The 24,166-nt window shown below is 59.5% G+C and carries 25 protein-coding genes and 1 pseudogene; 14 read left to right on the forward strand and 12 right to left on the reverse strand.

Annotated elements, in window-relative coordinates; genetic code table 11:
* Nucleotides 1-188 precede the first annotated feature (188 nt).
* On the forward strand, nucleotides 189-1,649 hold the full coding sequence (guaB, locus tag VDP79_RS09810) for an IMP dehydrogenase (protein ID WP_323018022.1): 1,461 nt from the start codon (nucleotides 189-191) through the stop codon (nucleotides 1,647-1,649).
* A gap of 5 nt (nucleotides 1,650-1,654) precedes the next feature.
* Nucleotides 1,655-2,872 carry a M20 aminoacylase family protein gene (locus VDP79_RS09815; protein ID WP_323018023.1) on the forward strand — a complete coding sequence of 406 codons (1,218 nt, stop codon included), beginning with the start codon at nucleotides 1,655-1,657 and terminating at the stop codon, nucleotides 2,870-2,872.
* On the opposite strand, the gene VDP79_RS09820 is transcribed toward VDP79_RS09815, so the two are convergent.
* Both VDP79_RS09820 and VDP79_RS09825 read right to left on the reverse strand, forming a co-directional pair.
* Entirely contained in the window at nucleotides 2,827-3,558 is a 732-nt protein-coding gene (locus VDP79_RS09820; RefSeq protein ID WP_323018024.1) for an alpha/beta fold hydrolase, read from the reverse strand. The two genes, VDP79_RS09815 and VDP79_RS09820, sit on opposite strands and share 46 nt — an antisense overlap.
* A complete protein-coding gene (locus VDP79_RS09825; RefSeq protein WP_323018025.1) occupies nucleotides 3,555-4,793 on the reverse strand; it encodes a YbfB/YjiJ family MFS transporter in 1,239 nt (412 codons plus the stop codon). Before VDP79_RS09825 ends, VDP79_RS09820 begins: the two co-directional genes overlap by 4 nt.
* Nucleotides 4,794-4,905: 112 nt before the next feature.
* On the opposite strand from VDP79_RS09825, the gene guaA reads away from it, so the two are divergent.
* Together guaA and VDP79_RS09835 are read left to right on the forward strand one after the other, a co-directional pair.
* Nucleotides 4,906-6,498 (forward strand): glutamine-hydrolyzing GMP synthase, encoded by a 1,593-nt coding sequence (guaA, locus tag VDP79_RS09830; protein WP_323018088.1) that lies wholly within the window; start codon nucleotides 4,906-4,908, stop codon nucleotides 6,496-6,498.
* Nucleotides 6,499-6,805: 307 nt separating this feature from the next.
* Nucleotides 6,806-8,008 (forward strand): tyrosine-type recombinase/integrase, encoded by a 1,203-nt coding sequence (locus VDP79_RS09835; protein ID WP_323018026.1) that lies wholly within the window; start codon nucleotides 6,806-6,808, stop codon nucleotides 8,006-8,008.
* On the opposite strand, the gene VDP79_RS09840 is transcribed toward VDP79_RS09835, so the two are convergent.
* Entirely contained in the window at nucleotides 7,995-8,177 is a 183-nt protein-coding gene (locus VDP79_RS09840) for a helix-turn-helix transcriptional regulator (protein ID WP_416233097.1), read from the reverse strand. The two genes, VDP79_RS09835 and VDP79_RS09840, sit on opposite strands and share 14 nt — an antisense overlap.
* Before the next feature lie 182 nt (nucleotides 8,178-8,359).
* The gene (locus tag VDP79_RS09845; RefSeq protein ID WP_323018027.1) at nucleotides 8,360-9,484 is read right to left on the reverse strand and encodes a hypothetical protein; all 1,125 of its coding nucleotides are present in this window, start codon (nucleotides 9,482-9,484) and stop codon (nucleotides 8,360-8,362) included.
* A gap of 77 nt (nucleotides 9,485-9,561) precedes the next feature.
* Between VDP79_RS09845 and VDP79_RS09850 the strand changes: the two genes are divergently transcribed.
* Nucleotides 9,562-10,434, forward strand: a complete 873-nt coding sequence (locus VDP79_RS09850) for a replication protein RepA (RefSeq protein WP_323018028.1) — start codon at nucleotides 9,562-9,564, stop codon at nucleotides 10,432-10,434.
* Between the two features lie 535 nt (nucleotides 10,435-10,969).
* Here the strand turns inward: VDP79_RS09850 and VDP79_RS09855 are convergent.
* Nucleotides 10,970-11,179, reverse strand: a complete 210-nt coding sequence (locus VDP79_RS09855; protein ID WP_323018029.1) for a hypothetical protein — start codon at nucleotides 11,177-11,179, stop codon at nucleotides 10,970-10,972.
* 299 nt (nucleotides 11,180-11,478) lie between these two features.
* Here VDP79_RS09855 and VDP79_RS09860 point away from each other — a divergent pair, with 299 nt between their 5' ends.
* From VDP79_RS09860 to VDP79_RS09870, 3 genes are all read left to right on the forward strand, one after another.
* On the forward strand, nucleotides 11,479-11,850 hold the full coding sequence (locus tag VDP79_RS09860) for a plasmid mobilization protein (RefSeq protein WP_323018030.1): 372 nt from the start codon (nucleotides 11,479-11,481) through the stop codon (nucleotides 11,848-11,850).
* 81 nt (nucleotides 11,851-11,931) lie between these two features.
* On the forward strand, nucleotides 11,932-12,204 hold the full coding sequence (locus tag VDP79_RS09865; RefSeq protein ID WP_323018031.1) for a DUF1778 domain-containing protein: 273 nt from the start codon (nucleotides 11,932-11,934) through the stop codon (nucleotides 12,202-12,204).
* Nucleotides 12,205-12,207: 3 nt separating this feature from the next.
* Nucleotides 12,208-12,690: a GNAT family N-acetyltransferase gene (locus VDP79_RS09870; protein ID WP_323018032.1), complete on the forward strand. Its 483-nt coding sequence runs from the start codon at nucleotides 12,208-12,210 to the stop codon at nucleotides 12,688-12,690.
* 171 nt (nucleotides 12,691-12,861) lie between these two features.
* On the opposite strand, the gene VDP79_RS09875 is transcribed toward VDP79_RS09870, so the two are convergent.
* Nucleotides 12,862-13,284, reverse strand: a complete 423-nt coding sequence (locus tag VDP79_RS09875; RefSeq protein WP_323018033.1) for a hypothetical protein — start codon at nucleotides 13,282-13,284, stop codon at nucleotides 12,862-12,864.
* A gap of 120 nt (nucleotides 13,285-13,404) precedes the next feature.
* On the opposite strand from VDP79_RS09875, the gene VDP79_RS09880 reads away from it, so the two are divergent.
* The 3 genes from VDP79_RS09880 (at nucleotide 13,405) to VDP79_RS09890 (ending at nucleotide 16,362) form a co-directional block, all read left to right on the forward strand.
* Nucleotides 13,405-13,596 (forward strand): hypothetical protein, encoded by a 192-nt coding sequence (locus VDP79_RS09880; RefSeq protein WP_323018034.1) that lies wholly within the window; start codon nucleotides 13,405-13,407, stop codon nucleotides 13,594-13,596.
* Between the two features lie 512 nt (nucleotides 13,597-14,108).
* A complete protein-coding gene (locus VDP79_RS09885; protein ID WP_323018035.1) occupies nucleotides 14,109-15,077 on the forward strand; it encodes an SDR family NAD(P)-dependent oxidoreductase in 969 nt (322 codons plus the stop codon).
* Between the two features lie 134 nt (nucleotides 15,078-15,211).
* Nucleotides 15,212-16,362, forward strand: a protein-coding gene (locus tag VDP79_RS09890) for an IS3 family transposase (RefSeq protein WP_323016337.1) whose coding sequence is annotated in 2 segments (ribosomal slippage) — nucleotides 15,212-15,461 and nucleotides 15,461-16,362 — 1,152 coding nt in all. Because the reading frame shifts where the segments join, the coding sequence is not laid out codon by codon here.
* 43 nt (nucleotides 16,363-16,405) lie between these two features.
* On the opposite strand, the gene VDP79_RS09895 is transcribed toward VDP79_RS09890, so the two are convergent.
* Nucleotides 16,406-17,317: a LysR family transcriptional regulator gene (locus tag VDP79_RS09895; protein WP_323018036.1), complete on the reverse strand. Its 912-nt coding sequence runs from the start codon at nucleotides 17,315-17,317 to the stop codon at nucleotides 16,406-16,408.
* A gap of 91 nt (nucleotides 17,318-17,408) precedes the next feature.
* Here VDP79_RS09895 and VDP79_RS09900 point away from each other — a divergent pair, with 91 nt between their 5' ends.
* Both VDP79_RS09900 and VDP79_RS09905 read left to right on the forward strand, forming a co-directional pair.
* Complete coding sequence (locus tag VDP79_RS09900; RefSeq protein WP_323018037.1) at nucleotides 17,409-18,092, forward strand: glutathione S-transferase family protein; 684 nt, start codon at nucleotides 17,409-17,411, stop codon at nucleotides 18,090-18,092.
* A 37-nt stretch (nucleotides 18,093-18,129) separates the two neighbouring features.
* The gene (locus tag VDP79_RS09905) at nucleotides 18,130-19,122 is read left to right on the forward strand and encodes an MBL fold metallo-hydrolase (protein ID WP_323018038.1); all 993 of its coding nucleotides are present in this window, start codon (nucleotides 18,130-18,132) and stop codon (nucleotides 19,120-19,122) included.
* 52 nt (nucleotides 19,123-19,174) lie between these two features.
* Here VDP79_RS09905 and dbpA read toward each other — a convergent pair whose 3' ends face one another.
* Entirely contained in the window at nucleotides 19,175-20,572 is a 1,398-nt protein-coding gene (gene dbpA, locus VDP79_RS09910; protein ID WP_323018039.1) for an ATP-dependent RNA helicase DbpA, read from the reverse strand.
* A gap of 197 nt (nucleotides 20,573-20,769) precedes the next feature.
* Between dbpA and VDP79_RS09915 the strand changes: the two genes are divergently transcribed.
* Nucleotides 20,770-21,936 (forward strand): GGDEF domain-containing protein, encoded by a 1,167-nt coding sequence (locus tag VDP79_RS09915; RefSeq protein WP_323018040.1) that lies wholly within the window; start codon nucleotides 20,770-20,772, stop codon nucleotides 21,934-21,936.
* A 29-nt stretch (nucleotides 21,937-21,965) separates the two neighbouring features.
* On the opposite strand, the gene VDP79_RS09920 is transcribed toward VDP79_RS09915, so the two are convergent.
* The 4 genes and pseudogenes from VDP79_RS09920 to rfbA all read right to left on the reverse strand — a co-directional run bounded on the left by VDP79_RS09920 (nucleotide 21,966) and on the right by rfbA (nucleotide 24,165).
* Nucleotides 21,966-22,328: a hypothetical protein gene (locus VDP79_RS09920; protein WP_323018092.1), complete on the reverse strand. Its 363-nt coding sequence runs from the start codon at nucleotides 22,326-22,328 to the stop codon at nucleotides 21,966-21,968.
* A 110-nt stretch (nucleotides 22,329-22,438) separates the two neighbouring features.
* Nucleotides 22,439-22,669: pseudogene (locus tag VDP79_RS09925) on the reverse strand (DNA-3-methyladenine glycosylase I); the annotation flags it as partial.
* Between the two features lie 75 nt (nucleotides 22,670-22,744).
* A complete protein-coding gene (gene rfbC, locus VDP79_RS09930; protein ID WP_323018041.1) occupies nucleotides 22,745-23,290 on the reverse strand; it encodes a dTDP-4-dehydrorhamnose 3,5-epimerase in 546 nt (181 codons plus the stop codon).
* Nucleotides 23,287-24,165, reverse strand: coding sequence for a glucose-1-phosphate thymidylyltransferase RfbA (gene rfbA, locus VDP79_RS09935; protein ID WP_323018042.1), 879 nt, complete (start codon nucleotides 24,163-24,165; stop codon nucleotides 23,287-23,289). Before rfbA ends, rfbC begins: the two co-directional genes overlap by 4 nt.
* Nucleotide 24,166 lies beyond the last annotated feature (1 nt).

Here is a 24,166-nt window from a genome sequence, read left to right on the forward strand (position 1 = left end):
GGTTCGGGTTTTCGTGTTCAGACGTTCAGAACATGATACCGCTTGAGGATTGCGGTCAATGCGGGCCTGTGCCCTGGTTCCTGTGCTGCGGCCAGGCGATTGCGCCCTGGCTTGCCGATATTGTCTAGGGGTTTATCCGTAGGCCCCTACGGCGTATAATCCTGCTTTGCCCGGAGTCTATACAGTTTATGCGTCTGATCAAAAAAGCGCTCACCTTCGACGACGTTCTCCTGGTGCCTGCCTTTTCCCAGGTTCTGCCGCGCGACACGCGCCTGACCACGCAGCTGACGCGTGGCATCCAGTTGAACATCCCCCTGGTTTCCGCCGCGATGGACACCGTGACCGAATCCCGCCTGGCGATTGCCATGGCCCAGGAAGGCGGCATCGGCATCATCCATAAAAACCTCAGCGCCGACGAGCAGGCCCGCGAGGTCGCGCGCGTCAAGCGTCACGAATTCGGCATCGTCATCGACCCCATCACCGTGACGCCCACGATGAAGGTTCGCGACGTCATCGAACTGCAGCGTCTGCATGGCATTTCCGGCCTGCCCGTGGTCGAAGCCGGCAAGCTGGTGGGCATCGTCACCAACCGCGATCTGCGTTTCGAAGACCGTCTGGATGTGTCGCTGCGCGAAATCATGACGCCGCAAGACCGTCTGGTGACGCTGCGCGAGGGCGCTACCCTGGAAGAAGCCCAGGCGCTGATGCATAAGCACCGGCTGGAACGCGTGTTGATCGTCAACGAAAAATTTCAGCTGCGCGGTCTGGCGACGGTCAAGGACATCGTCAAGAACACCGAACACCCCTTGGCCAGCAAGGACACCCAGGGCCAGCTGCGCGTCGGCGCCGCCGTGGGCGTGGGCGAAGGCACGGACGAACGCGTCGAAAAACTGGCGGCTGCCGGGGTCGACGTCATCGTGGTCGACACGGCGCATGGTCATTCGGCCGGTGTCATCGAGCGCGTGCGCTGGGTCAAAAAACATTATCCCAACATCCAGGTCGTGGGCGGCAACATCGCCACGGCTGCTGCCGCTTTGGCGCTGGTGGAAGCCGGCGCCGATGCAGTGAAAGTCGGCATCGGGCCGGGTTCCATCTGCACCACCCGCATTGTGGCGGGGGTCGGCGTGCCGCAGATCACGGCCATTGCCGATGTCGCCCAGGCGCTGGAAGGCACTGGCGTACCCTTGATCGCCGATGGCGGCATCCGCTATTCCGGCGACGTTTCCAAGGCCCTGGCGGCTGGCGCATCCACCTGCATGATGGGCGGCATGTTCGCGGGCACCGAAGAAGCTCCCGGCGAGGTCGTCCTGTTCCAGGGCCGGTCCTACAAGTCGTATCGGGGCATGGGCAGTCTGGGCGCCATGGCCGATGGTTCCGCTGATCGCTATTTCCAGGATCCGAACAACAACGTCGACAAGCTGGTCCCCGAAGGCATCGAGGCGCGCGTCCCCTACAAGGGCAGCGTCATCGCCATCATCTTCCAACTGGTGGGCGGCATCCGGGCGTCCATGGGCTATTGCGGCAGCGCCACGATCGCCGATCTGCATGCGCAGGCCGAATTCGTGGAAATCACGGCAGCCGGGGTGCGTGAATCCCACGTCCACGACGTGCAGATCACGAAAGAAGCCCCGAACTACCGGGCCGACTGATCGCGATGTCCCTGACCGGCGTCCCCACGCCCGCTTCGGCGGGCGTGCAGATCAATGATGATCTGGCGCAGACCATGCGCGGCTGGCGTCGCGATTTTCATCAACACCCGGAACTGGGCCACCAGGAACACCGCACGGCTGCGCGCGTGGCCGAATTGCTGCGTGGCTGGGGCATCCGTGTGCACGAAGGCTATGGCGGCACGACGGGCGTGATCGGGGTATTGGACGGACGTCTGGGGGCGGGGCCGACACTGGGGTTGCGCGCCGACATGGATGCGCTGCCCATGCAGGACCAGAGCGGGCTGGCGCACCAATCCCGGCATGACGGGGTGGCCCATGCCTGCGGTCATGACGGCCATACCGCCATGTTGCTGGGCGCCGCCTGCCATCTGGCGGCGCAGCCGGATTTTGCCGGCCGCGTCGTCTTTATTTTTCAACCTGCCGAAGAACCCCTGACCGGCGCCCAGGCCTTGGTGGCAGCGGGCCTGTTCCGGGATTTTCCCTGCGACGAACTGTACGGCCTGCACAATAATAATTGCATCGGTCCGGGTCAGGTCGGCGTGCGCACCGGCGCCATCCTGTCGGCGTGCGATCTGTTCGAGATCCATATTCGCGGCGTAGGCGGTCATGCCGCCATGCCGCATCAGGCCAACGATCCCATCGTGGCCGGTGCGGCGCTGGTGCAGTCTCTGCAATCCGTGGTCAGCCGCAACATCAGTCCTTTCGATACGGCAGTGCTCAGCATCTGCCAGTTCCAGGCGGGCAGCGCCATCAACGTCATCGCCGACCATGCCGTGTTGCGCGGAACGGTGCGGACACTGTCGCGCGAGGCACAGACCTGCACCCTGCAACGCCTGCGTGATCTGTGCGAGGGCGCGGCGCGGGGTTATGGCTGCGAGGTGGAATTCCGCCATCTGCTGAGTTCTCCGCCGACCATCAATCAGGCCGGGCCGGTGGCGCATGTAAAGCGCGCTGCCGCTGCCGTGCTGGGGGCGGATCAGATCGTCGATCCTGTGACGCCGCTGATGGCTTCCGAAGATTTCGCCTACCTGCTGGATCATTGTCCAGGGGCGTATTTCTTTTTGGGACACGATGGTTTGACGTGCCACCATCCGGCCTTTGATTTCGATGATGCACTATTGCCCCAAGGGGCGGCGATTTTCGCCACCCTGGTGCATCAGCGGCTGGCGGCCCCCGCGTCCAGCAGGGCGCTGACCACCTGATCTGGTGCGCTGATCATGGCGTCGTGGCCGCAGGCCAGGTCGTGCCAGGTCCAACGGGTTTCATACTGCGAGCGCGCCCACTCGTATCCTTGTCCGACGGCTTGGAAGGGCTGTTCAGTACAGCGCAGATACGTGGCCGGCAGGCCATTGCCCAGCGGGTGCTCCAACTGCAGCGCTTCGCGGTAGGTGCCGATCGGCTGGGGGGTCATGTTTTCCTGCGCGTAGGCGATGTCCGCCGGTGCGCTCAGCCCCAGACTTTCAGGGCGGGGTGGGGGAATGCCGCCGGTACGGGCGGCAGCCAGTTCCAATCGTTCGACAATGTCCGCAGGCAGCGTGTCAAAGGTCGATGTGTCGGGCGGCAGTAGGAATGCATCCAGATAGACCAGCCGCCGGATGCGTTCGGGCAGGCGGTCGGCGGCGCCGGACACCACCAGCCCGCCGAAGCTGTGGCCCACCAGAATGATGTCGTGCAGATCATGGCGCAGCAGCGTATCGCACAGGTCCTGGATAAAGTCGCTGAGCGTGATGGCCGGGCTGAGCTGGTCGCGGCGCTCTCCCAGACCCGGCAGCGTGGGGGTGAATACCTGGTGGCCGGCCTGCCGCAGCAGCCGGTCTGCGACCGTGGCCCAGCACCAGCCGCCGTGCCAGGCGCCGTGGACCAGGACATAGGTGTCTGATGAGGTCATGTGCGTGCTCCTGCTTGTCCTTGCAGCCGCAAAATGGGCGCTGCGCCTGCCAGCAGACCCAGTGCGCCCAACACCAGGGCGAACTCCAGCGGCGCGTTGAACCAGGCGTGCGTCAGGCTGAAAAACAGTGGTCCGATCAATTGCCCCAGGGCGAACGAGGCCGTCATGGCCGCCATCTGCCGCTTGGCCCCGGCAGGCCCGACGGTGGCCTGGGCTTCCTGCAGGCCGACCATGGTGATCACCATGAAGGTGCTGCCGACGCAGGTGGCGGCGATCAGTATGGCCGGCAGGGAATGCCAGATGGCCGGCAGCAGGACGCCGACGGCCATGATGATCTGGGCGCCCGCCCAGACCTGTGGCCGGCTGAAGCGCCGGGCAAACCGGCTGGCGATCAGGGTCGAGACCGCTCCCGCCAGTCCGAATACCGGCCACGCCAGGCTGAACAGCCAGGGGTTGGGTACCAGCAGGCGGGCCTGCGCTGGCAAGAACGTCGCCGGCAGAATGTAGCCGAAACCATAGACCCCGTAGCACAGGATCAGGCCCCAATGCAGCGGCGACGGAGTTGGGTCCGGCGGCGCCTCTGCGAGTTGGGGCGTGTCGGGCAGCGCAGTTGTCTGGGCGGGGGTGTCATCCGTCTTGGGGGCATCGAGTTTGATCGCTTGTTTTTCTGGATCGGGCGCAGCCCACAGCATGGACGCTCCCATCAGCCCCAACAAGGCGGCAGCCGCCAGCCACAGCCAGGCCTGCGAAGCCGTCGTACCCAGCAGCGTCAGCCCCATGCAGGCCAGCCCTGCAAACGTGATCCCGCAGCCCACGCCGGCGAAGACGATGCCGCTATGCCGTTCCTGGCCCTGGGCATTCAGTCGTGCGATGCATAGGGATGCGGTCCCGATCAGCACCCAGGCGCTGGCCACTCCCGCCAGCAGCCGCCAGCTCAGCCAGCCGGCCCAGTGCGTGTCCAGCCCCATGGCGGCGGTCATCAGCACTACCAGCCACAGGCCTCGGCGCAGCAGCGTGGCGGGCGGCCAGCTCATGTGCGTGACCAGCAGCGCGCCCAGCAGGTAGCCCAGATAATTGGCGCTGGCCAGCCAGCCGCCTTGCGCCAGCGACAGGCCAAGGTCAGCCTGCATCATGGGCAATACCGGCGTGAAGGCGAACCGGCCGATGCCCATGGCGACCGCCAGGGCCAGCAGCCCGGCCAGGGGCAGGGGAAGGATCGGTGCGCGGATGAGCATGGGGGATATTTTTTGTTGCGGACCCGACTACTGTAACGGTTGCAGGGGCTTCAGGCCAAGCCTGTCCATGGGTTACATTAACGCCTTGAACAGCCCTTCGATATTACCCGCCATGCATCAGCGCATCCTCATCCTGGACTACGGTTCACAGGTCACCCAGCTCATTGCCCGCCGTGTTCGTGACACAGGCGTCTTTTGCGAGATCCATCCAGGCGACGTGAGCGACGCCTTTATCCGTGAACAGCAAAACCAGGGTCTGAAGGGCATCATCCTGTCGGGCAGCCATGCCTCGGCCTATGCCGACGAGTCCCTGAAAGTACCTGGCGCGGTCTTTCAGGCAGGCGTGCCGGTGCTGGGCATCTGCTACGGCATGCAGTCCATGGCGGTTCAGCTGGGCGGCCAGGTCGAATTTTCGGATCACCGCGAATTCGGCTACGCTGAAGTCCGCGCCCATGGCCATACCCGGCTGCTGGACGGTCTGCAGGATTTTGCCACCCCCGACGGTCACGGCATGCTGAAAGTCTGGATGAGCCATGGCGACCGCGTCACTGCGTTGCCGCCCGGTTTCGTCCGCATGGCGTCCACCCCTTCGTGCGACATCGCCGGCATGGCCGACGAAGCGCGCGGCTTCTACGCTGTGCAGTTCCACCCCGAGGTCACTCATACGGTCCAGGGGCAGGCGATCCTGCAGCGTTTCGTCACCGAGATCTGCGGCTGCGCCGGCGACTGGAACATGCCTGACTACGTGACCGAAGCCGTTGCCCGCATCCGCGAACAGGTCGGCGCCGACGAAGTCATCCTGGGCCTGTCCGGCGGCGTGGATTCCTCTGTAGCCGCCGCCTTGATCCATAAGGCCATCGGCGACCAGCTGACCTGCGTGTTCGTCGATCACGGCCTGCTGCGCCTGAACGAAGCCAAACAGGTCATGGACACCATGTCCCGACACCTGGGCATCCGTGTCATCCACGTCGATGCCAGCGAACAATTCATGGGCAAGCTGGTCGGTGTCGCCGACCCTGAAGCCAAGCGCAAGATCATCGGCCGCGAATTCGTCGAAGTCTTCCAGACCGAATCCGCCAAGCTGAAATCCGCCCGTTGGCTGGCCCAGGGCACCATCTACCCGGACGTGATCGAATCGGCTGCATCCAAGACCGGCAAGGCGGTCGCCATCAAGTCCCACCACAACGTCGGCGGCTTGCCCGATACTCTGAACCTGAAGCTGTTGGAACCCTTGCGCGAACTGTTCAAGGACGAAGTCCGCCATCTGGGTCTGGCCCTGGGCCTGCCGCCCGAAATGGTCTTCCGCCATCCTTTCCCCGGCCCCGGCCTGGGTGTGCGCATCCTGGGCGAGGTCAAGCAGGAATACGCCGATCTGCTGCGTCGCGCCGACGATATCTTCATCACCGAGCTGCGCGATACCATCGATTCGGCGTCCGGTAAATCCTGGTACGACCTGACGTCACAGGCTTTCACCGTCTTCTTGCCCGTGAAATCCGTGGGTGTGATGGGCGATGGCCGTACTTACGATTATGTCGTGGCCCTGCGGGCTGTGCAGACGACCGACTTCATGACGGCGGACTGGGCGGAACTGCCGTATGCGCTGTTGAAGAAGGTCTCGTCGCGCATTATCAACGAGGTACGCGGGATCAATCGGGTCACGTATGACGTGTCGAGCAAGCCGCCCGCGACGATTGAGTGGGAATGATTCCGCGTCTGGCAAGGACTAGCACCACATAGCAAGAAATTTTCATAAGCCCGTGTTATCACGGGCTTTTTTCGCATCTCTCTTGGCAGTGTCTGGCATTGTCGGGTAGCTACAAGTACAAATTTTTCATGGTACGAACGATGGTATTATCGACGGCGATACCATGATCCGTGCGCGATACCATGATTCCATGTTGTGGATACATCATGGTATCAAGTTTATAAAAATCCATTGGATTCAATGCGTTATAGATAATTTTTAGGCCAATTCTCATCATGGTATCGCAGCTACGATCAGGAAGCCCGCCATGTTGACCGATACCAAGCTTCGTAACCTCAAGCCGCAGGACCGGATGTACAAGCTGCCCGACCGTGACGGCCTGTATGTTGCCGTCACCAAGGCGGGGGCGATCTCCTTTCGCTATAACTACCTGATCAACGGGCGACAGGAGACGATGACCTTCGGCCAGTACGGCGTAGGGGGTATCACGTTGTCAGAGGCGCGAGAGCGCCTTGCAGAGGCCAAGCAGCTGTTGGCCGAAGGAAAGTCACCGGCACGAGAGAAAGCCCGCGAGAAAGCCCGTGACAAGGACGCAAAAACGTTTGACGCCTGGGCGGAGAAGTGGCTGCGGGGCTACCAAATGGCGGATTCCACCCGTGACATGCGTCGGGCAGTCTACAACCGCGAATTGAAGGCCAAGTTTGGAAAGCTGAAGCTGGCCGAAATCACCCACGAGGACTTGCGCATCCTGACAGATGCGATTGTGGCGCGTGGTGCACCAGCGACGGCTGTGCATACCCGCGAGGTGGTGCTGCAGGTGTATCGCTGGGCCATCGAGCGTGGGCAGAAGGTCAAGAACCCCGCAATGCTGGTGCGTCCGACCAGCATTGCCCAGTTTGAACCACGGGATCGGGCACTGACATCGGACGAAATTAGCCTGATGTATCAGTACATGGAGCGGATCGGCACCACGCCGTCGATTCGAGCGGCGGCAAAGCTGTTGCTGCTGACCATGGTGCGGAAAAGTGAACTCACCAACGCAACTTGGGATGAAGTCAATTTCAACGAGGCGTTATGGACCGTCCCCAAAGAGCGGATGAAGCGCCGTAACCCTCATTTGGTGTTCCTGTCCCGACAAGCACTGGACATCTTCATTGCCTTGAAGACCTTTGCCGGAGGATCGGACTATGTCCTGCCATCACGGTATGACTCAGACCGGCCCATGAGCAGTGCGACGCTGAATCAGGTGCTGACGCTGACTTACCGGCTGGCCCAGAAAGAGGGCAGGTCGCTGGCCAAGTTTGGCCCGCATGATCTGCGGCGGACGGCCAGCACCTTGCTGCACGAGGCGGGATACAACAGCGACTGGATCGAGAAATGCCTAGCCCATGAGCAGCGGGGCGTGCGGGCCATCTACAACAAGGCAGAATACCGGGAGCAGCGAACTGGCATGCTGCAGGACTGGGCGGACATGATCGACGAGTGGACAGGCCGCACTACGATGCCATAGGCGTTGCGCCGGGTCGCGTGGCCTGGGCGCCGCTGGTTCTGCGATGTTCGATCCAGTCTTCGACTTCGCTCAAATCCCAGGCGACGCTGCGGCTGGACAGGGCGATTCGTTGTGGAAATTCGCCCTTGCGTTCCAGGTTGTAGATGGTGCGGTCGCACAGCGGCACCATGGCCAGCAGGTGCTTGCGATTGATCAGTACGCGTCCAAGTGTAGAGGGCCGCTGGGCTGGCAGGCCGAGTGAGCTGTTCAGGCCGTCGTGCGGATTCGGACTTTGCATTGCCGTCATTCCATGTGTTCTGCGATGGAGACAGAATGCCGGATAGTGCCAGACGGTACAGCCTATTAAGTTTCCTATTTGGTTGTCATCCTCAAGGTATTGAGTCGGTATTCGTCTGGGATGGCTTGCAATGCCTTGGAAACTGCTTGTCGGCTGGTGTTCAGTGTGGCGGCGACCTGGGACTGGTTCAGGCCCTGAGCCAGTAGCGCGACAATCTCCTTCTTCCGGTCGGTCATACGCCAGTCCACCAATTTCCGGGCTTCGGCATGCAGGGGGCCATCCAGCGACTGCACAGCTTCGTTTGTCGTTTGTTCCTCGTGGTGCAGCTTTCGTTGAGCGACAAGCATTCTGATGAATTCGTCAACCAATGGGTTGCCGGATCGGGCGTAGGTGGCAGTATGTCCACCGATGCTTTGGCTATGCAGCCTTTTCAGTTCCGCACTGAACGCGCCTTCGCTGCGCTTGGCACGTTGGTAGGCCAGTCTCATAGCGGGTGATGTCGGACCCTTCGATTTGTGGCGACTGCAATATTTGGCGCTCAGTCGCGTGTTGTCAGGAAGACCGCGCAGTGCTTCGCTGCCCCGTGCATGAAAGTCGGCGGCTTCGGTGGGATGACCGCAGAATCGACAGACGGAACTCTGATGCCGGTTGGTCAAGCGCCGGTCTGGTCGCCGCTTGGGCAGTTTAAGGCTGCAGGCCTCGGCAAGATGGCGCAGTACGTCGATGGTCTCAATGACGGCCTGGTCAGCCAAGGTTTGGCTGTGCTTGCTGGGGCTGGTGCGCTGCACGAAAAACAGAAATCGCTCCAGCCGATCCATGCGGTAGTGATGGGCGATTGTGGAAAGTGCGCTCCAGTCCTTGGGTCTGCTGCGCTGCGTGAACAGCTGTACGGCTTCTGCGTTTGAGCCTTGGACGATGTCCCCATCGTTGCCGGGGATGGTGCCGGGCTGCAAGGCGCTCAAGGTGTACTTGGTCCAGGCGAGTTCCATGATGTTGGTGGACAGGCTGCGTGGGTTGCGTTGCACCAGTTCCCGCCATGCCGGATCTATGTGCTCTCGGAATAGGCGGTAGATCGAGAATTTGCTTCCCTTCTCGGTGTAAGGCCCCCATTCCAACAAAAACGTATGAGTAGCGTCGGCGACAGCGGGGTCACAATGTGACTCGGTCAGGAGATGCCGTAAGACGGCAATGTCAACCATAGAAGATACTTTGTAGACTGCATTGTCAGGCACTATCCGGCATTCTCGGTGCTGTTGTCAAGCACCTGAGCCGGTTAATGTCCGACGCCGATAGCGCCCTGATTGAACGATCTATAGAAATCGCCAGCATTCCCCCGGCTGGCGACGATATGGCGTTCACGCATGCGATTCTCTGTCAGGTTGGCTTGCCTCGGGCAAAGGTGCAAGGCCATGAGTTCATGCGCCGGTCAGGCGCGGCCTGGGTTAGCGTGCAGGCGGGATGGTTGGACGAGGGCAGGGGGCCGGTGCAGCAGTTGGTTCCGTACGGGGCGATGCCGCGTTTGGCGTTGGCATGGATTTCGACCTATGCCGTACGGCACGGGACACGGGAGATTCCGATTGGCGATAGCGCGTCTGCATTTCTGCGTTCAATGGGCACGGATATGGGCGGTCGCCGCTATCGGACATTGCGCGCGCAAATGCACGCCTTGGCAGCCTGCCGCTTGCAACTGGGCTTCAAGGGCCGAACCTTCAACGACCAGCCCGTGGAACAGTTTGATGCCTGGATCGCTGACCGGGACAGCACACAGCGATCGCTGTGGCCGGGTTTGATGGTTCTGTCAGAGTCGTACTACCGGGAGTTGCGGGAAAGCGCGGTGCCACTCGACAACAGGGCATTACAGGCCCTCAGAGGCTCCGCATTAGCTTTGGACGTCTACGCATGGCTCGCCCATCGTTTGCATCGTCTGGAGGGTCATAGGGCCCTCCTGCACTGGAAACCGCTGCGAGAACAGTTCGCCCAGGAATACACCGGGAAGACGGCCGCAACCGATTTCAAGAAAAGTTTCCTGGCGGCGCTGCAGAAGGTGTTGGTGGTGTACCCCCAGGCCGAAGTGCGTGTCGTGCGCGGTGGCGTACAGCTGGCTCCTTCGCCCGCTCCGGTGTCGCGTCGCTGCTTTCCGGTCGGATAGCCGTCCGGCTACCGGAGTGCCAAAGATAGCCCTGTGCTTGTCCCCTGGCCGAGGATGCTGATTCGGGTGTGGGCATGTCTGTGGATTGGCCAAGTTATCCCCGTGCAATCGCCCCTACCCCTTTCGTGCGATCACCCCTACCTTTTCGTGCAATCACCCCTACTTTTTTCGTGCAATCGCCCCTACCCTAAAACCGATACCTTTACCTGTAATTCTTACCTATACCTTTTTACTGGTAAGAAGAGCACGAAAAATGTGGATAACTGCCCTGCAGCAGTGCTGAGGGGAGGGCGTTTCGTAGGCCTGGAAGGCAGGATGAGCACCAAAAGAAGAAGCACGGCGTTCGTCGCTCGTGAAAGCGGGTGTGTAAAGTACGGCTGCAGGTGCGTCTGGGACGCTGCGCAAGGCTCGAAATAGCTGCGGCGGCGCCGATATGGGGTAAATTCCCCCGGATTCGTCTCAGCGTCCGTACATTACCCACCGGGCAGTGACGCTTTCATTTTGTTTGTTTTCGGGCGTGTACCTGGGGCCGGTCTTAGCGTTCCGATTTGTCGGCAGAGGCATCATCCTTCGACAGGTGGCTTGTCAGGGATCGCCACCGAGCGCGTGCCCGTTCTGCGTCTTGTCGCGCTGCGGCCATCACCGACGGGTCGCCGTCTTCCTCTGCAGCCGCCAGATAGGCTGCAATATCGGCTTCGGTTGCAAGGTAGTCCACTGTGTCGTATCCGCTGAAGGTGATCGTCATATCTGGCCCCCGCTAGGCAATTTTGCGCAATTCTGCGCAAATGTAGGTGATTATTTTGGTGCTTTTGATTGTTTTGTGCAATTCAACGCAATTCAAGGAAATTTAGCGCAACTTAGGGCAATTTTTCCCGATGCCCATAGCGATTATCGTTAAGTTGCACCATACTGGATGGCAAGATGTGTAATGTACCGGTACACGCTGCGCATGAGCCCGTACATTACCGCCTCTTACTCGCCTGTGGCTCGACGGAATCTTGCTCTGCAAGGCACACTGTCGCCGCCGCGACCAGGATCAGAAGCATGGCAAAACAAGAAACAGGTACGAAGGAAAAAAGGGCGGGGCGACCCCGCCGAGAACGGATAGAAGTGTGGGCCACAGGGGAGGAAAAAGCGGCGATCACCGAGTCAGCAGAGGCAGTGGGCATGACCGCGTCAGCCTACCTTCGGGCGCTGGCCCTGAACACACCGATCCGATCCAAGGCCGACTATCAGGCGATTGCCGACCTTGTAAAAGTGACTGGTGATCTGGGCCGGGTGGCGGGTTTGTTGAGGCTCTGGCTTGCTGAAAAGCGCGGACAGGGGGCACACCCGTCTGATGTCGAAGCGATGATGCTGGGCTTCCGTAAGCTGCAGCGTGAGGTGAGGCAGGCGACCGCTCTAGTGATGAAGTGAAGATGCTCGGCGGTTGATTTGAAATATGTTCTTGGCTCAGAAAATTGTACGGTATAATAGCGTACAAATCGGAGATGAATTATGACTACTGCCGCTGCCCGTCTAGACCTGCGCCTTGAGCCGCGTGACAAAGACCGTATCACCAAGGCCGCCGCCTTGCGCGGCCTACCTGTGTCGTCGTTCGTTCGCGATGCTGTCTTGCGCGAAGCCGATGCCGCCATTGCAGCCGATACAGTCGTCACTTTGTCCGCTGCGGAGTCACGTCGCTTCCTGGCAGCGCTGGATACCCCATTTCAGCCCAATGCTCGCCTGAAGGCAGCAATGGATGCTGCCGCCTCTGTGGCACAGCGTTGATCCATGTCGCTGGCCTTTGTTGTCCTGGATGGGCATCGGCATGACCGCGCCGGGTTTTCCTGTGGTGTCGCAGCCCTGGATGACTACCTACGCCGTCGGGCCGGACAGCATCAGCGCGACGGTATCGCTACCACGCATGTCCTGGTAGACGACACTGATCCTACACGCATTCTTGGCTATTGCTCTCTGTCAGCGGCACAACTCTACCTGCACGAGATGCTTGAGCAAGATCGCAGGCGACTACCGGCATATCCCGTGCCCGCCATACGGGTAGGGCGCTTGGCCGTGTCCCAGGAGCTGCAGGGCAAAGGGTATGGTCAACTGCTATTGGGCCATGCAGTGAATCTTACTGTGGCTGTGCGGCAAACCATAGGTGTGCGGGTGTTGATCGTGGATGCAAAGGATGCAAAGGTAGCCGCGTTTTACGAGAGTTTTGGCTTTCGGCGCACGGTCAGTGCTGCGCTGACGCTCTATTTGCCGATATAGGGCTGACGCTGTCATGCAGGTACCTATCGTGTGCCGTCATTTAAACACGGAGAACGCTGAGCTCGGAAGGATAAAATGAGGACAACGTCAGCGCGGTATCGTGTGCCGCAATGTTCAAGATGAAACGGCTGCTGCGCGTGGCTGCCCGAAAGGGCTCTGCCGAACAGTAAGTCAAGAGACCCTGCGAGCAACTATAGAAACGCCTTCCGTGTAGCTATAGCCGTAGCCAAACCCATAGCTTGCCCCACCACTAACCTTCTCCGTATCTCCTAGAGCTCGTTGTGAACTCGAAATGCCCTGCGCTTGATATTTATAGGCATATTTTCCGGAGATTATTGGGAGTATGGAAACGACTTCGTAGCCTTCCCGGTTCAGAGAATCTATCGCTGTCGAAAGGTCCTCGGAAAGCTTTTCCCCGTCGATTTCGCAGTCTGACCACCCTGTTTGCTCCCATCGTGACTCCTTGGAGAGGACGTCCTTCTCTTTGCCAAAAAAACCCTTTTTCTTCTCTCCGGTGGGTACCTTAATTGTTACATTTTTCCCCACGGGCTTGAAGGGTGCTTTGATATAGACGATTTTGTTGGAGGGCAGCATTACAATCTATTCCTGCGGAATTCAGCAAATTTCTCTTCGATGGTCCATAAAGGCATCTTATCAGATAGCTTTTGATCAAGCTGATATCGTCCATCGGCACCTACACAACGAGGCAGGCCTATGAAGCCCCAATATGATGAAGACACGCGCAAGGCGCTGGAAAGCCTGCGCAGCTCCGTGGCCAAGGCACTGGATCGCAAGCGGCGCTTGGGCCAGTACGCCGTGGTGTGGAAGGATGGCAAATCAGTCTACATCGGGCCGAATCCGCCCGATTCAAAAGAGCCGACCCGCAGCGCCACCGAGCGGCGTTAAACGGATGTTCTGGCAGCGTCTGGCATTGTCGGGCACGATCAGGCGTTATGCTGAACATGGTATTTTCAATGGTGCTGTCGCTACATTGATTGAAAATTTCTATTTAAATCAATGAAGTATGTTGCTCATTGACAATCGAGTGGGAGTGATTTCCCGCCTGGCAGCCTGATGCGATAACCCGCATCAGAACTCGGAGAGCCCCTGCTTTGGTGGCTCTCCATTTTTATGCCTAATGCATCGGCTACTTTTCAGTAGCTGCCTGACGTCAGCACAGCTTTCTTAAGTCTTAAGCGTGGTTACAGGCGGATTTCCGACAAATTGTTCTATTTTTATAAATAGTGATGGCATGTTTTCCATGTTTATGAATTTACATGGAACAGATAGAGTGAAGGCTCGCCTCATTGGTGATGTGCTCGGCGCGCGCGACGACTGGATCAAGCGCAAGCGCGTGTGACCAGCAAGGGTCCGCAGCGCTGCCCAATCCTGCTTTTTTCTCAATTAAAAATACATCTATGACTCAACAATTTGGTTCCAAGACAAGCGCCGACGAAGTGCTGGAAGGCATTGATCTCAAGGGCAAACGATTTTTTATTACGGGTGCATCTTCGGGAATTGGGTTTGAAACTGCCCGCACGCTGCTTGCTCATGGCGCCAGCGTGATTGCTGCGGTCCGAGACCCTGTTGCGGCTGATCCAGCCACCGCAGCGATCCGTGAGCTTGCATCTCAAGGGGTCGGCAGCCTGATGTTGGTCGAGCTTGACCTGGCATCCTTGCAAAGCGTTCGCGCCTGCGCGGATCAACTGCTCAGCGGCGGCCAGTCGCTGGACGTCATTATTGCCAACGCCGGTGTGATGGCGATTCCATTCGGTCGGACGGTTGATGGTTTCGAAGCTCAGTTCGCAATTAACTATCTTGGGCATTTCGCCTTGACCAATCGAATCGAGCCGCTGCTGGTCGATCATGGGCGCTTGGTCGTGCTGTCGTCTCAGGCGCATCGCATTGCGGATGTGAATCTGGATGATCCCAATTTTGAACAGCAGGCCTACGATCCATGGATCGCCTATGGTCGCTCAAAAACTGCGGCTTGTCTTTTTGCCGTGGAATTTGATAGGCGACATCGTGAGCGCGGTATCAGGGCCGTATCCGTGATGCCCGGCAACAGTTTCACGAATCTTGTTCGCCACTTTTCGCAGGCGGATCTGCAGGGGCTGTTCGAGATGGTTGGCAGTGCGCGCCTTGAAGCGGGCCTTCCCCCTGCAGAGCTGAAGGAAATCCCACAGGCGGCGGCCACGTCAGTCTGGGCTGCGGTAGTGGCGGACAAAGACGCAGTCGGCGGTCGCTATCTTGAGGATTGCGCGGTCGCGCCGATCAATGACGCGCTCAATCCATTTGCCGATGGCGCCAGGTCATATGCGTTCGATGCACACAAGGCCAGACAGCTTTGGGAAAAGAGTGAAGCATTACTAAACGCTGTTTCGTGAAGGCAATCGGATGATCGATGTGGCATCACCCCGATGGCCAAAGCATCGGCTATCGGGGTGAATCGGCCCGGAACCTCTAGACACCCATATGCCTCATAATGGGGCGATGAGGAGTCATCATGAGCACGAAGGCCATGCAGAAGCGTTTTTCCGAAGAGTTCAAGATCGAGGCTGTGCGCCAGACGACCGAGCGCGGCCACAAGGTGGCCGATGTTGCAGCGCGTTTGGGGATCAGTACCTGGAGCCTGTATCAGTGGCGTAAACAGTACGCTGGTGACGAGGGCAGCCGCCGCGAGGCCGGTGAACAGGCTCAGGAAGTTCGGCGCCTGAAGGCCGAGCTGCGGCGTGTGACCGAGGAGCGCGACATCTTAAAAAAAGCGGCGGCGTACTTCGCGAAGCAGTCCCAGTGAAGTACGCCTTCGTTCGGGACCACACGACCGTCTTTCCGGTGCGACGTATGTGCGCGGTGCTCGGTATCCATCCCAGCGGCTACTACGCCTGGCGCCGTTCTCCACACAGCGCTCGCACTCTGGAGGATCAGCGGCTCGTAGGGCTCATTCGTCAGAGCTGGCAGGACAGCGAGTACATCTACGGCTATCGCAAGGTGACCCACGACCTACGGGATCTGGGCGAGATCTGTGGCAGGCACCGGGTGGCGCGGATCATGCGCGAGCATCACCTGCGTTCTCAGACGGGTTACAAGCGCCGGCGGCCGGGTAACCGAGGCGGGCACCCCAGCTTGGTGGCTGAGAACCTCTTGCAGCAACAGTTCGACGTGGCTGCGCCCGATCAGGCGTGGGTGACCGACATCACCTATATCCGCACTCATGAGGGATGGTTGTATCTGGCGGTGGTGATCGACCTCTTTGCGCGCACCGTGGTCGGGTGGTCCATGGGCAGTCGCATCGATAGCGATCTGGTGCTCAACGCCTTGTTAGCGGCCGTCTGGCGCCGCCGTCCGAAGACTGAGGTCATCATCCATAGCGATCAGGGCAGCCAGTTCGGTAGCCACGATTGGCGTGATTTCTTGAAGTCCCATCGGCTCAAACCAAGCATGAGTCGGCGCGGCAATTGCCATGACAACGCCGTGGCCGAGAGCTTCTTCCAGCTGCTCAAGCGCGAACGGATCCGCCGTCGCGTCTACGCCACCCGGGAGCAGGCCAGGGCTGATATCTTCGATTACATCGAGATGTTCTACAACCCGAAACGGCGCCACAGCCATGCCGGTGATCTCTCACCGGTAGAATTCGAGAACCAGCATTTTTTGAAGACCGGGACCGTCTAGAAAACCCGGGCCGATTCAGGGTGAGGTTTAGCGCAATAGAAAATTATTTGATTGAATCTGCTGCGTCGGTAAAACATTTTCGTAACCAGCAATGGCCTTCGTCGAACTGTGCTCGAGCATGCCACGCCATGGCTAGGTTGAAAGGTGGGATCTCGAAAGGAAGATCAAGGATATCGATAATCGATGCATAGCGTTTGAGTAGCTGGCTGGGAAGCGTAGCTACACATTCGCTATGCGCCAGGACCACAGCTACCTGGTTGTAATTCGGCACGACGACAATCACATTCCGGGATTTGGATAATGTCGCGAGGACGTCGTCTACCGGGCTATGAAATTGGGCCGACTGCGAAACCATGACATGCGGTAGCGTGCAGTATTCGTCGAGATCCGCGCAGGTATTGCCCCGTGGATGTCCGATTTTCTGGGCCATCTGAAAATGGTCGCTGAGTAAAAAACGGACTTTCAGCGAATCAGGCACTTTAGAGATATCCCCCAAAAAGAGATCGACTTCGCCGAGTTCCATTTGTTCGGTCAGCTGAGCACTGGTTGCGGGGATGACAGCAATGCGCAAACCGGGATTTTTCTGAGCTACTACGGCTTCCAGAGCACCCAGGCCCACCATGGTGAAGACGCTGTCATGTGCGGCAACGATGAATGTGCGATTGGTGGTGCTGGGGTCGAATGAGGGGGCGGAGTAGACCGCATCGCGTAGATGGGTCAGTGCGTCTCTTAAACGAGGCCGCAGATCCATGGCGCGCTGCGTGGGCACCATGCCGCGACCGCTTTCGGATGGCACCAGCAGGCGGTCATCAAAGAGATCTCGAAGGCGTACGAGTTGGCCTGACAGCGCAGACTGACTGATATTCAAGCGCTTGGCCGCCCGGGTGACATTGAGTTCGTCGAGTAGAACGTCAAGTGAGATCAGCAAGGGAAGGTCGGAGCGTTTTATATCCATATAGGTGATACCTCGTATCGGGAATTCCAACTAACTGCCCAGGCGCATTCAGCGTAGATTAGGACCTGTTCTTTCAAAGTGAGAAACTGTCATGATTGATTTTTATTATCACCCTACGCCGAATCCATCAAAGGTCGCATTATTTCTGGAGGAGGCTGAGATCGACTACCAGTTGATTCCTATCGATACATCGCGCGGTGAACAGCATACTCCAGCATATCGCGCCATCAATCCCAACGGCAAGGTCCCCGCCTTGACCGATGGAGACGTCACGTTATTCGACAGCAGCGCTATTTTACTCTATCTAGGTGAAAAAACTGGGCGCTTCATGGGAGACCCCAGCCCTGAATCGCAAGCCGAATTGATGTCCTGGATGATGTTGATCGGCACCGGGGTGGGGCCTTTTACCGGCCAGGCGATCCATTTTAAGCACTATGCGCCCAAGCCTAATGATTATGCCCTGCATCGTTATGTCTTCGAGGCTGAACGGCATTGGGATCTGATCGACCAACGGCTGGCGACCCGCCATTACATGATGGGCGAGCACTACACAATCGTTGATATGTCGCTTTGGGGGTGGTGCAGAGGCATTGATTATCTGATGGGTGACGCAGGCTGGGTCAGGTTTCCAAACGTGAAACGTTTGTACGATGAATTGAACAGTCGGCCTGCTGCGCAACGAGCCAATGCGCTGAGAACACGCCATGCATTCAAGACCGAATTGGATGATGAGACCAAAGCCAGCCTGTTCCAACATGGCCAATTAGCGGCCTGACTACGGTCAATGATTCTCCATTACTTTAGGAATTTTAATGTCTTATTACTTGAAACCGTTCGCTGCTGCGTTGGCAGTGGCAGCTTTGACAGCCGGCACCTTTTCCGTTGCCGCCACTACAGCCGAAGTACGAGCGCCCGCCGTCGAGGCTGCAGCGCAGCCTCAGCAAAGTGGCGTCTATCGTTATCGTCTGGGTGATTTTGAGATTACTGCCTTGTCTGATGGCACCGTTCCGCTGGATGTACATGCGCTGCTGCAGGGCGCTACCGCGAAATCCATCGACGGGCGCCTGTATCGCGCTTTCCTGAGCAACCCTGTCGAGGAATCGGTGAATGCGTTCTTGATCGATACCGGGGAAAAATTGATCCTGGTCGACACCGGTGCGGGGGACCTCTTTGGGCCTGGCGCCGGGGGAAAGTTGATCGCTAATCTGAAGCAGGCCGGATACGAGCCGTCCCAGATCAGCGACGTGCTATTGACGCATGTCCATACAGATCACAGCGGTGGACTGGTTCACAATGGCAAGATTGTCTTTGCCAATGCAGTCGTCCATGTGGGCAAGCCGGACGCCGATTTTTTTCTGGATGCCGCTCATCAACATGGCGTCAACGGCTACGCAAAGGAATACTTCGAACAGGCAACCCTGTGCTTGGCGCCGTATGTAAAAACAGGGCAGCTGCAGCCATTTTCAGGTTCCACGCAGATTCTACCTGGCATCCGTTCGATCTCAACGCCGGGGCATACGCCTGGTCATAGTTCCTACCGCGTCGAAAGCCAGGGGCAGTCCATGACGTTTATCGGCGATATCGTGCATGTTGAATCGATTCAATTTGAAAAACCCGACATCACCATCCAGTTCGATGTGAGCCAGTCCGAGGCCGCGAAGCAACGCATCAAACAATTTTCCATTCTCTCCAAGAGCCGCGAACTGGTGGCGGGCGCGCATATTCCTTTTCCAGGTCTAGGCCATATCAATGCCGATAGCCACGGCGCCTATCGCTTCGTGCCTGCCAACTACAGAAATCGCTAGGCGCTATTCAGGTAGCGTTGAAGACTAAAACGGGCAAGCCGGAGATGAACGGTCACAGATCTGTGTTTTGCTCTAAAAACCGCATGCGAAACCGGCGCCCCTTGATATTGCTATTGGAAAGCCGCGCAAATGCCTGTTCGGCGATCCTGCGGTCCAGCGCCACATAAGAATTGAACTCGGTGATGTGGATCTTGCCGACTTGTTCAAACGTCAGGCCGCCGTCGCCGGTCAGGGCGCCCACCAGATCGCCGGGGCGCAGCTTGTCTTTCTTGCCGCCCTGTATGCACAAGGTGGTCATGGGCGCATTCAGGGGGCGGTCTGAGGTGGGGCGCAGCGATTTGAGGTTGGCCCATTTCAGCGGTGCGCCCTGGTATTGTTCAATCAGATTGGCCCAGCGCATTTCTGCCGGCGAACACAGGCTTAGCGCCAGACCTTTCTGATCTCCGCGGCCGCAACGGCCGATACGGTGGACATGGACTTCGGTGTCTTTGGTCACATCCACATTGATCACGGCGCCCAGGCTCTGGATATCCAGTCCGCGGGCAGCCACATCGGTCGCCACCAGGACCGTGCAGCTTTGGTTGGCGAACTGGATCAGGATTTCGTCGCGCTCGCGCTGTTCCAGGTCGCCGTTCAGCGCCTGGGCCCGGATGCCTTCGGACAGCAGCTGTTCGACCAGTTCGTGGCTGCGGATCTTGGTGTTGCAAAAGACCAGGGTAGAGACCGGACGAAAGTGCTTCAACAGCGTGACCACCGCGTTCAGTCGCTGGTGATCGTCGATTTCATAGAAAATCTGCTCGATGCGGCTGGCATCGTGCAGGGCTTCGACTTTGACCTCGGCCGGATTGCGCAGAAACCGGGCGCTCAGCTTGCGGATGTTGTCCGGGTAGGTGGCGGAAAACAGCAAGGTCTGGCGCTTGTTGGGGCAGTGCGAGGCGATGGCGACGATATCGTCATAAAAGCCCATGTCCACCATGCGGTCGGCTTCGTCCAGCACCAGGGTGTTCAGGCCGGACAGATCCAGGCGGCCGCGCCCCAGATGATCCTGGATACGGCCAGGCGTGCCCACCAGCAGATGGGCGCCGCGCGCCAGTGATTCGGCCTGGGGCCGCGCCGCGGCGCCGCCGCACAGCGTCAGCACCTTGACGTTGGGGATCTGCCGGGCCAGCCGGCGCATTTCCTGAGCGACCTGATCGGCCAGTTCGCGGGTCGGGCAGACCACGAGCGCTTGCGGGGCCAGGCGGTTGACGTCCAGGTGCTGCAGGATGCCCAGGCCGAAGGCCGCCGTCTTGCCGCTGCCGGTCTTGGCTTGTGCGATCAGGTCGCGGCCTTCCAGGATCAGCGGCAGGCTTTGCGCCTGGATGGGCGTCATCTGCGCGAAGTCCAGGCTTTGCAGGTTATCCAGCAAGGCGGGCAAAAGGGGCAGGGAAGAAAAGGCCGTGTCGGTCACGATAGGGGCGCTCGCAAGACTGCGAAAAGTTGCATGGACCGTCAGTGTAGGCTTTTGGCTCGTCCGCCGTCTCGAACCACAGGAAGCCGTAAATAATTTACTATCGCCCCACGACAGCAAAGGGTCCCGAAACCCGCGCGCAGCGCATGACACCATGCTGGAACTTGCTCACAAGGGCCGAAAGATTTCACTGACCCATGAATGCGACCGTCATCCTAGGCATGCTCTGCGTGCACCTGATGTGCTTTTGCGTAATGTTTCTGCTGATCAGCGTCCGGCTGAAGGGCGGGAAAATGGGTACGGACGTCTTTGCCGCCGGCCATCTTCTCTTGGGGCTGGCCTATTTTCTGCAGCTTCTGGGAGGCGCTCCGGAATGGGGGGTAGCGAGTGTCGTCAATCACACACTGACCTTCTGCGCGCCGGTCGTGTATGTATTGGGGGCGATCCGATTCTTTGATCGCCACGTCCCGGTGTGGGGGCCATTGCTGACGGTGGCTGGCCTCTATACCGGGGCGCAAGTACTGGTGCAGATGGCGCTTGGGACCGAAGCGCGCCATGCCTTGCTGGCCTGTGCCTGCGCCGTGTTGTTTCTGGGCATGGTGGTGACCTTGCTCTACAGCGCGCGTACATTTGCCAGAGATCTGCGCGTCGAAATGATGCTGTTCGCCGTCCTGATCGGCGGCATCTGTGTGTTGAACGCTGCGAAGTTCGTCATGATTCTGACGGGGGGGCTGCAGGCCCTGGACATGAGTAGTCCGTTTCAGATGGCGTTCTACCTCTATATGTCGTTTTTGGGTACAGTGCTGCCGCCGGCCGTCGTCTGGCTCGTACTGAGCCGTCTCGTCGATCAGTTGCGGATTCTGGCGGTCAATGATCCGCTGACCGGCTTGTTGAACCGGCGCGGCCTGACGGAAGGGCTGGCCAGGCATTTTCGGTCCCGGATGGCAGCGTCTGCGCATCTGCTGATCGTGGACATCGATCACTTCAAGCAGATTAATGATACCCATGGCCATCAAATGGGCGATGCCGTCTTGGCCCGCGTGGCTGAAGCCCTCAAAAGTACGGTTCGGCAGGGGGATCTCGCCTGCCGGTTCGGCGGCGAGGAGTTTGTTGTGCTTGCCTTGAATACTGACCATAGCGGCGCCGTGCATTTGGCCGAGCGCATGCGCGAGGCGGTGGCATCCAGTCAGATGCCTGGCGGCAAGCCGCACGAGCTGATTCGATGCACGGTCACCATCGGGGTTTCAATGGGTTTTGCCAGCGCCGCTGCGCTGGACGAGGCCTTGCAGCAGGCGGATGCCGCGCTCTATCACGGCAAGACCTCAGGGCGCAATCGCGTGGAATGGGCGCCGGCCTGGGGTTGAGCACCGAGCTTCGTGAGTGTTCACCGCCCTCAGGAATCGCGCAGGCTGTCGGCAGCCGGGTGGATGCTTAGCGCCAGCATGGACGACAGTTGGCATAGCGGCCTGCCGGACACCTGCTGCAGGGCATTGAATGCGGCCTGCGCGGCCTGCAGATCGCCTTGGCTGGTAGGGGTCTTGGCAATGCAGCCTGCCGTCACCAGGCGTTCGACGACATGGCTGGTCAGCAAAAAGGTATCTTTGCCGACCAGGCGCAGAAATCCGGCCCCGGATCGCCCGCCCAGGCGGACGCCGCGCTGGGCCAGCAGGCGCCATAAGCCGATGATGTCGGTGACCGGCCAGCCGGCGACAAGCGCACCGAAACTGTCGCCGTGTTCCTGGCGGGCGTCCAGCACAAAGCGGGCGTTTGCCGGGATGGTCTGCAGTTTGACCAGGTGGCGGACAAGGCGTGGGGATTTTGCATGTGGCGCTGGATGTCCGCTTCAGTCAGCATGACCATGGCCTCGGGGGTGAAGCCCGAAAAGGCTTCTTCGAAGGCGGGCCACTTGGCGTTCACCACGGAATGCTGCATGCCGGCCTGGAATATCCGCTGCGTCATCGCAGACAGATAGCGGTCGTCACCCTTGCATTTCAGCTCGCCGGGTGTCAAAGCTTTGGGTAGAAAGGCTTCCATGGCGTCGTCGGAATCGAAGCGCGCACGCACGGTGTCGTAGAGCCATGGGTAGCTTAAGTTCATGGTTATGCCTCTTGGGATCGTAGGCGGGCGTGAAGCGTTGGGACGTCAGGTGTGAACAGCGCCTGCCGTCTGTCCTTAGCGCCGCTGCACCAGCAGATCGTGCAGCCCCGGATAGCGCCGGTCCTTGTCCGATAGCATCGGATCATCGATCGGCCAGGGGATGGCCAGATCCGGGCAATTCCAAGCCAGGCCGCCCTCGTCGGCCGCATCATAATAATCCGTGCACTTGTATTGGAAAATCGCCGATTCGCTGGTGACGCAGAAACCGTGTGCGTAGCCAGGTGGAATCCAGATCTGACGGTGGTTGTCGGCGGATAGTTCCGCTACCACATACTGGCCGCATGTCGCCGACCGGGGGTCGATGTCCACCGCGACATCAAAGACGGCGCCCTCGACCACCTGAATCAGCTTTCCCTGCGGGCGTTGACGCTGAAAATGCAGACCGCGCAGCACCCCGCGGGCGGATCGGGAGATATTGTCTTGTACGAAATCCAGTTCGATGCCGGCGTCTTCGCGGTAGCGGCGGGCGCTGAACGATTCCAGAAAAAATCCGCGTGAATCCCCAAACACCTGTGGTTCGATCAGGCGCACGCCGGGCAGGGTGGTCTCGATGACTTTCATTGTCCGCCGCCCTCGCGACCCAGCGCCAGCAGGTATTGCCCGTATTCCGTCTTGGACAGGCGCTGGCCGCGTTCGATCAGGCCGGCCTGGTCCAGCCAGCCGTTGTTGAAGGCGATTTCTTCCAGGCAGGCGACCTTTTGCCCCTGGCGGTGCTCGATCGTCTGCACATAGGTGCCGGCATCCAGCAGGCTTTCATGTGTGCCGGTGTCCAGCCAGGCGAAACCGCGCCCCAGCACCTGCACGTGCAGGTCGCCCCGCTGCAGGTAGGCGTTGTTGACGTCGGTGATTTCCAGTTCCCCGCGCGCCGACGGACGGACCTGACGGGCGATGTCCACGACGTCGTTATCGTAGAAGTACAGGCCGGTGACGGCGTAGGGGGATTTGGGCTGCTGCGGCTTTTCCTCGATCGAGATCGCCTGACCGGCGGCATTGAATTCGACCACGCCGAATCGTTCCGGATCCGCTACCCGGTAGCCAAAGACTGTGGCGCCGGAGGGGCGTTGCGCGGCTTCGCGCAGCATCCGGCTGAAGCCGTAGCCGTAAAAGATGTTGTCCCCCAGCACCAGGCAGACACGTTCGTCGCCGATGAAGTCCGCCCCGATCAGAAAGGCCTGGGCCAGGCCATCGGGCGAGGGCTGTTCCGCATACGACAGGCTGATGCCGAAATCTGACCCGTCGCCCAGCAGGCGCCGGAATCCCGGCAGATCATCGGGTGTGGAAATCACCAGCACATCGTGGATGCCCGCCAGCATCAGCACCGACAGCGGGTAGTAGATCATGGGCTTGTCGTAGATCGGCAGCAGCTGCTTGGACACGCCGCGCGTGATGGGATGCAGCCGGGTGCCGGAACCGCCGGCCAGGATGATGCCTTTCATG

It is taken from the genome of Castellaniella sp. (genome assembly GCF_034675905.1).
Lineage (GTDB): Bacteria > Pseudomonadota > Gammaproteobacteria > Burkholderiales > Burkholderiaceae_B > Castellaniella.

Coding starts and splice junctions, on each gene's coding strand:
- guaB (WP_323018022.1), top strand. CDS start 189: ATGCGTCTGATCAAAAAAGCGCTCACCTTCGACGACGTTCTCCTGGTG.
- VDP79_RS09815 (WP_323018023.1), top strand. CDS start 1,655: ATGTCCCTGACCGGCGTCCCCACGCCCGCTTCGGCGGGCGTGCAGATC.
- VDP79_RS09820 (WP_323018024.1), bottom strand. CDS start 3,558: ATGACCTCATCAGACACCTATGTCCTGGTCCACGGCGCCTGGCACGGC.
- VDP79_RS09825 (WP_323018025.1), bottom strand. CDS start 4,793: ATGCTCATCCGCGCACCGATCCTTCCCCTGCCCCTGGCCGGGCTGCTG.
- guaA (WP_323018088.1), top strand. CDS start 4,906: ATGCATCAGCGCATCCTCATCCTGGACTACGGTTCACAGGTCACCCAG.
- VDP79_RS09835 (WP_323018026.1), top strand. CDS start 6,806: ATGTTGACCGATACCAAGCTTCGTAACCTCAAGCCGCAGGACCGGATG.
- VDP79_RS09840 (WP_416233097.1), bottom strand. CDS start 8,177: ATGGTGCCGCTGTGCGACCGCACCATCTACAACCTGGAACGCAAGGGC.
- VDP79_RS09845 (WP_323018027.1), bottom strand. CDS start 9,484: ATGGTTGACATTGCCGTCTTACGGCATCTCCTGACCGAGTCACATTGT.
- VDP79_RS09850 (WP_323018028.1), top strand. CDS start 9,562: ATGTCCGACGCCGATAGCGCCCTGATTGAACGATCTATAGAAATCGCC.
- VDP79_RS09855 (WP_323018029.1), bottom strand. CDS start 11,179: ATGACGATCACCTTCAGCGGATACGACACAGTGGACTACCTTGCAACC.
- VDP79_RS09860 (WP_323018030.1), top strand. CDS start 11,479: ATGGCAAAACAAGAAACAGGTACGAAGGAAAAAAGGGCGGGGCGACCC.
- VDP79_RS09865 (WP_323018031.1), top strand. CDS start 11,932: ATGACTACTGCCGCTGCCCGTCTAGACCTGCGCCTTGAGCCGCGTGAC.
- VDP79_RS09870 (WP_323018032.1), top strand. CDS start 12,208: ATGTCGCTGGCCTTTGTTGTCCTGGATGGGCATCGGCATGACCGCGCC.
- VDP79_RS09875 (WP_323018033.1), bottom strand. CDS start 13,284: ATGCTGCCCTCCAACAAAATCGTCTATATCAAAGCACCCTTCAAGCCC.
- VDP79_RS09880 (WP_323018034.1), top strand. CDS start 13,405: ATGAAGCCCCAATATGATGAAGACACGCGCAAGGCGCTGGAAAGCCTG.
- VDP79_RS09885 (WP_323018035.1), top strand. CDS start 14,109: ATGACTCAACAATTTGGTTCCAAGACAAGCGCCGACGAAGTGCTGGAA.
- VDP79_RS09895 (WP_323018036.1), bottom strand. CDS start 17,317: ATGGATATAAAACGCTCCGACCTTCCCTTGCTGATCTCACTTGACGTT.
- VDP79_RS09900 (WP_323018037.1), top strand. CDS start 17,409: ATGATTGATTTTTATTATCACCCTACGCCGAATCCATCAAAGGTCGCA.
- VDP79_RS09905 (WP_323018038.1), top strand. CDS start 18,130: ATGTCTTATTACTTGAAACCGTTCGCTGCTGCGTTGGCAGTGGCAGCT.
- VDP79_RS09915 (WP_323018040.1), top strand. CDS start 20,770: ATGAATGCGACCGTCATCCTAGGCATGCTCTGCGTGCACCTGATGTGC.
- rfbC (WP_323018041.1), bottom strand. CDS start 23,290: ATGAAAGTCATCGAGACCACCCTGCCCGGCGTGCGCCTGATCGAACCA.
- rfbA (WP_323018042.1), bottom strand. CDS start 24,165: ATGAAAGGCATCATCCTGGCCGGCGGTTCCGGCACCCGGCTGCATCCC.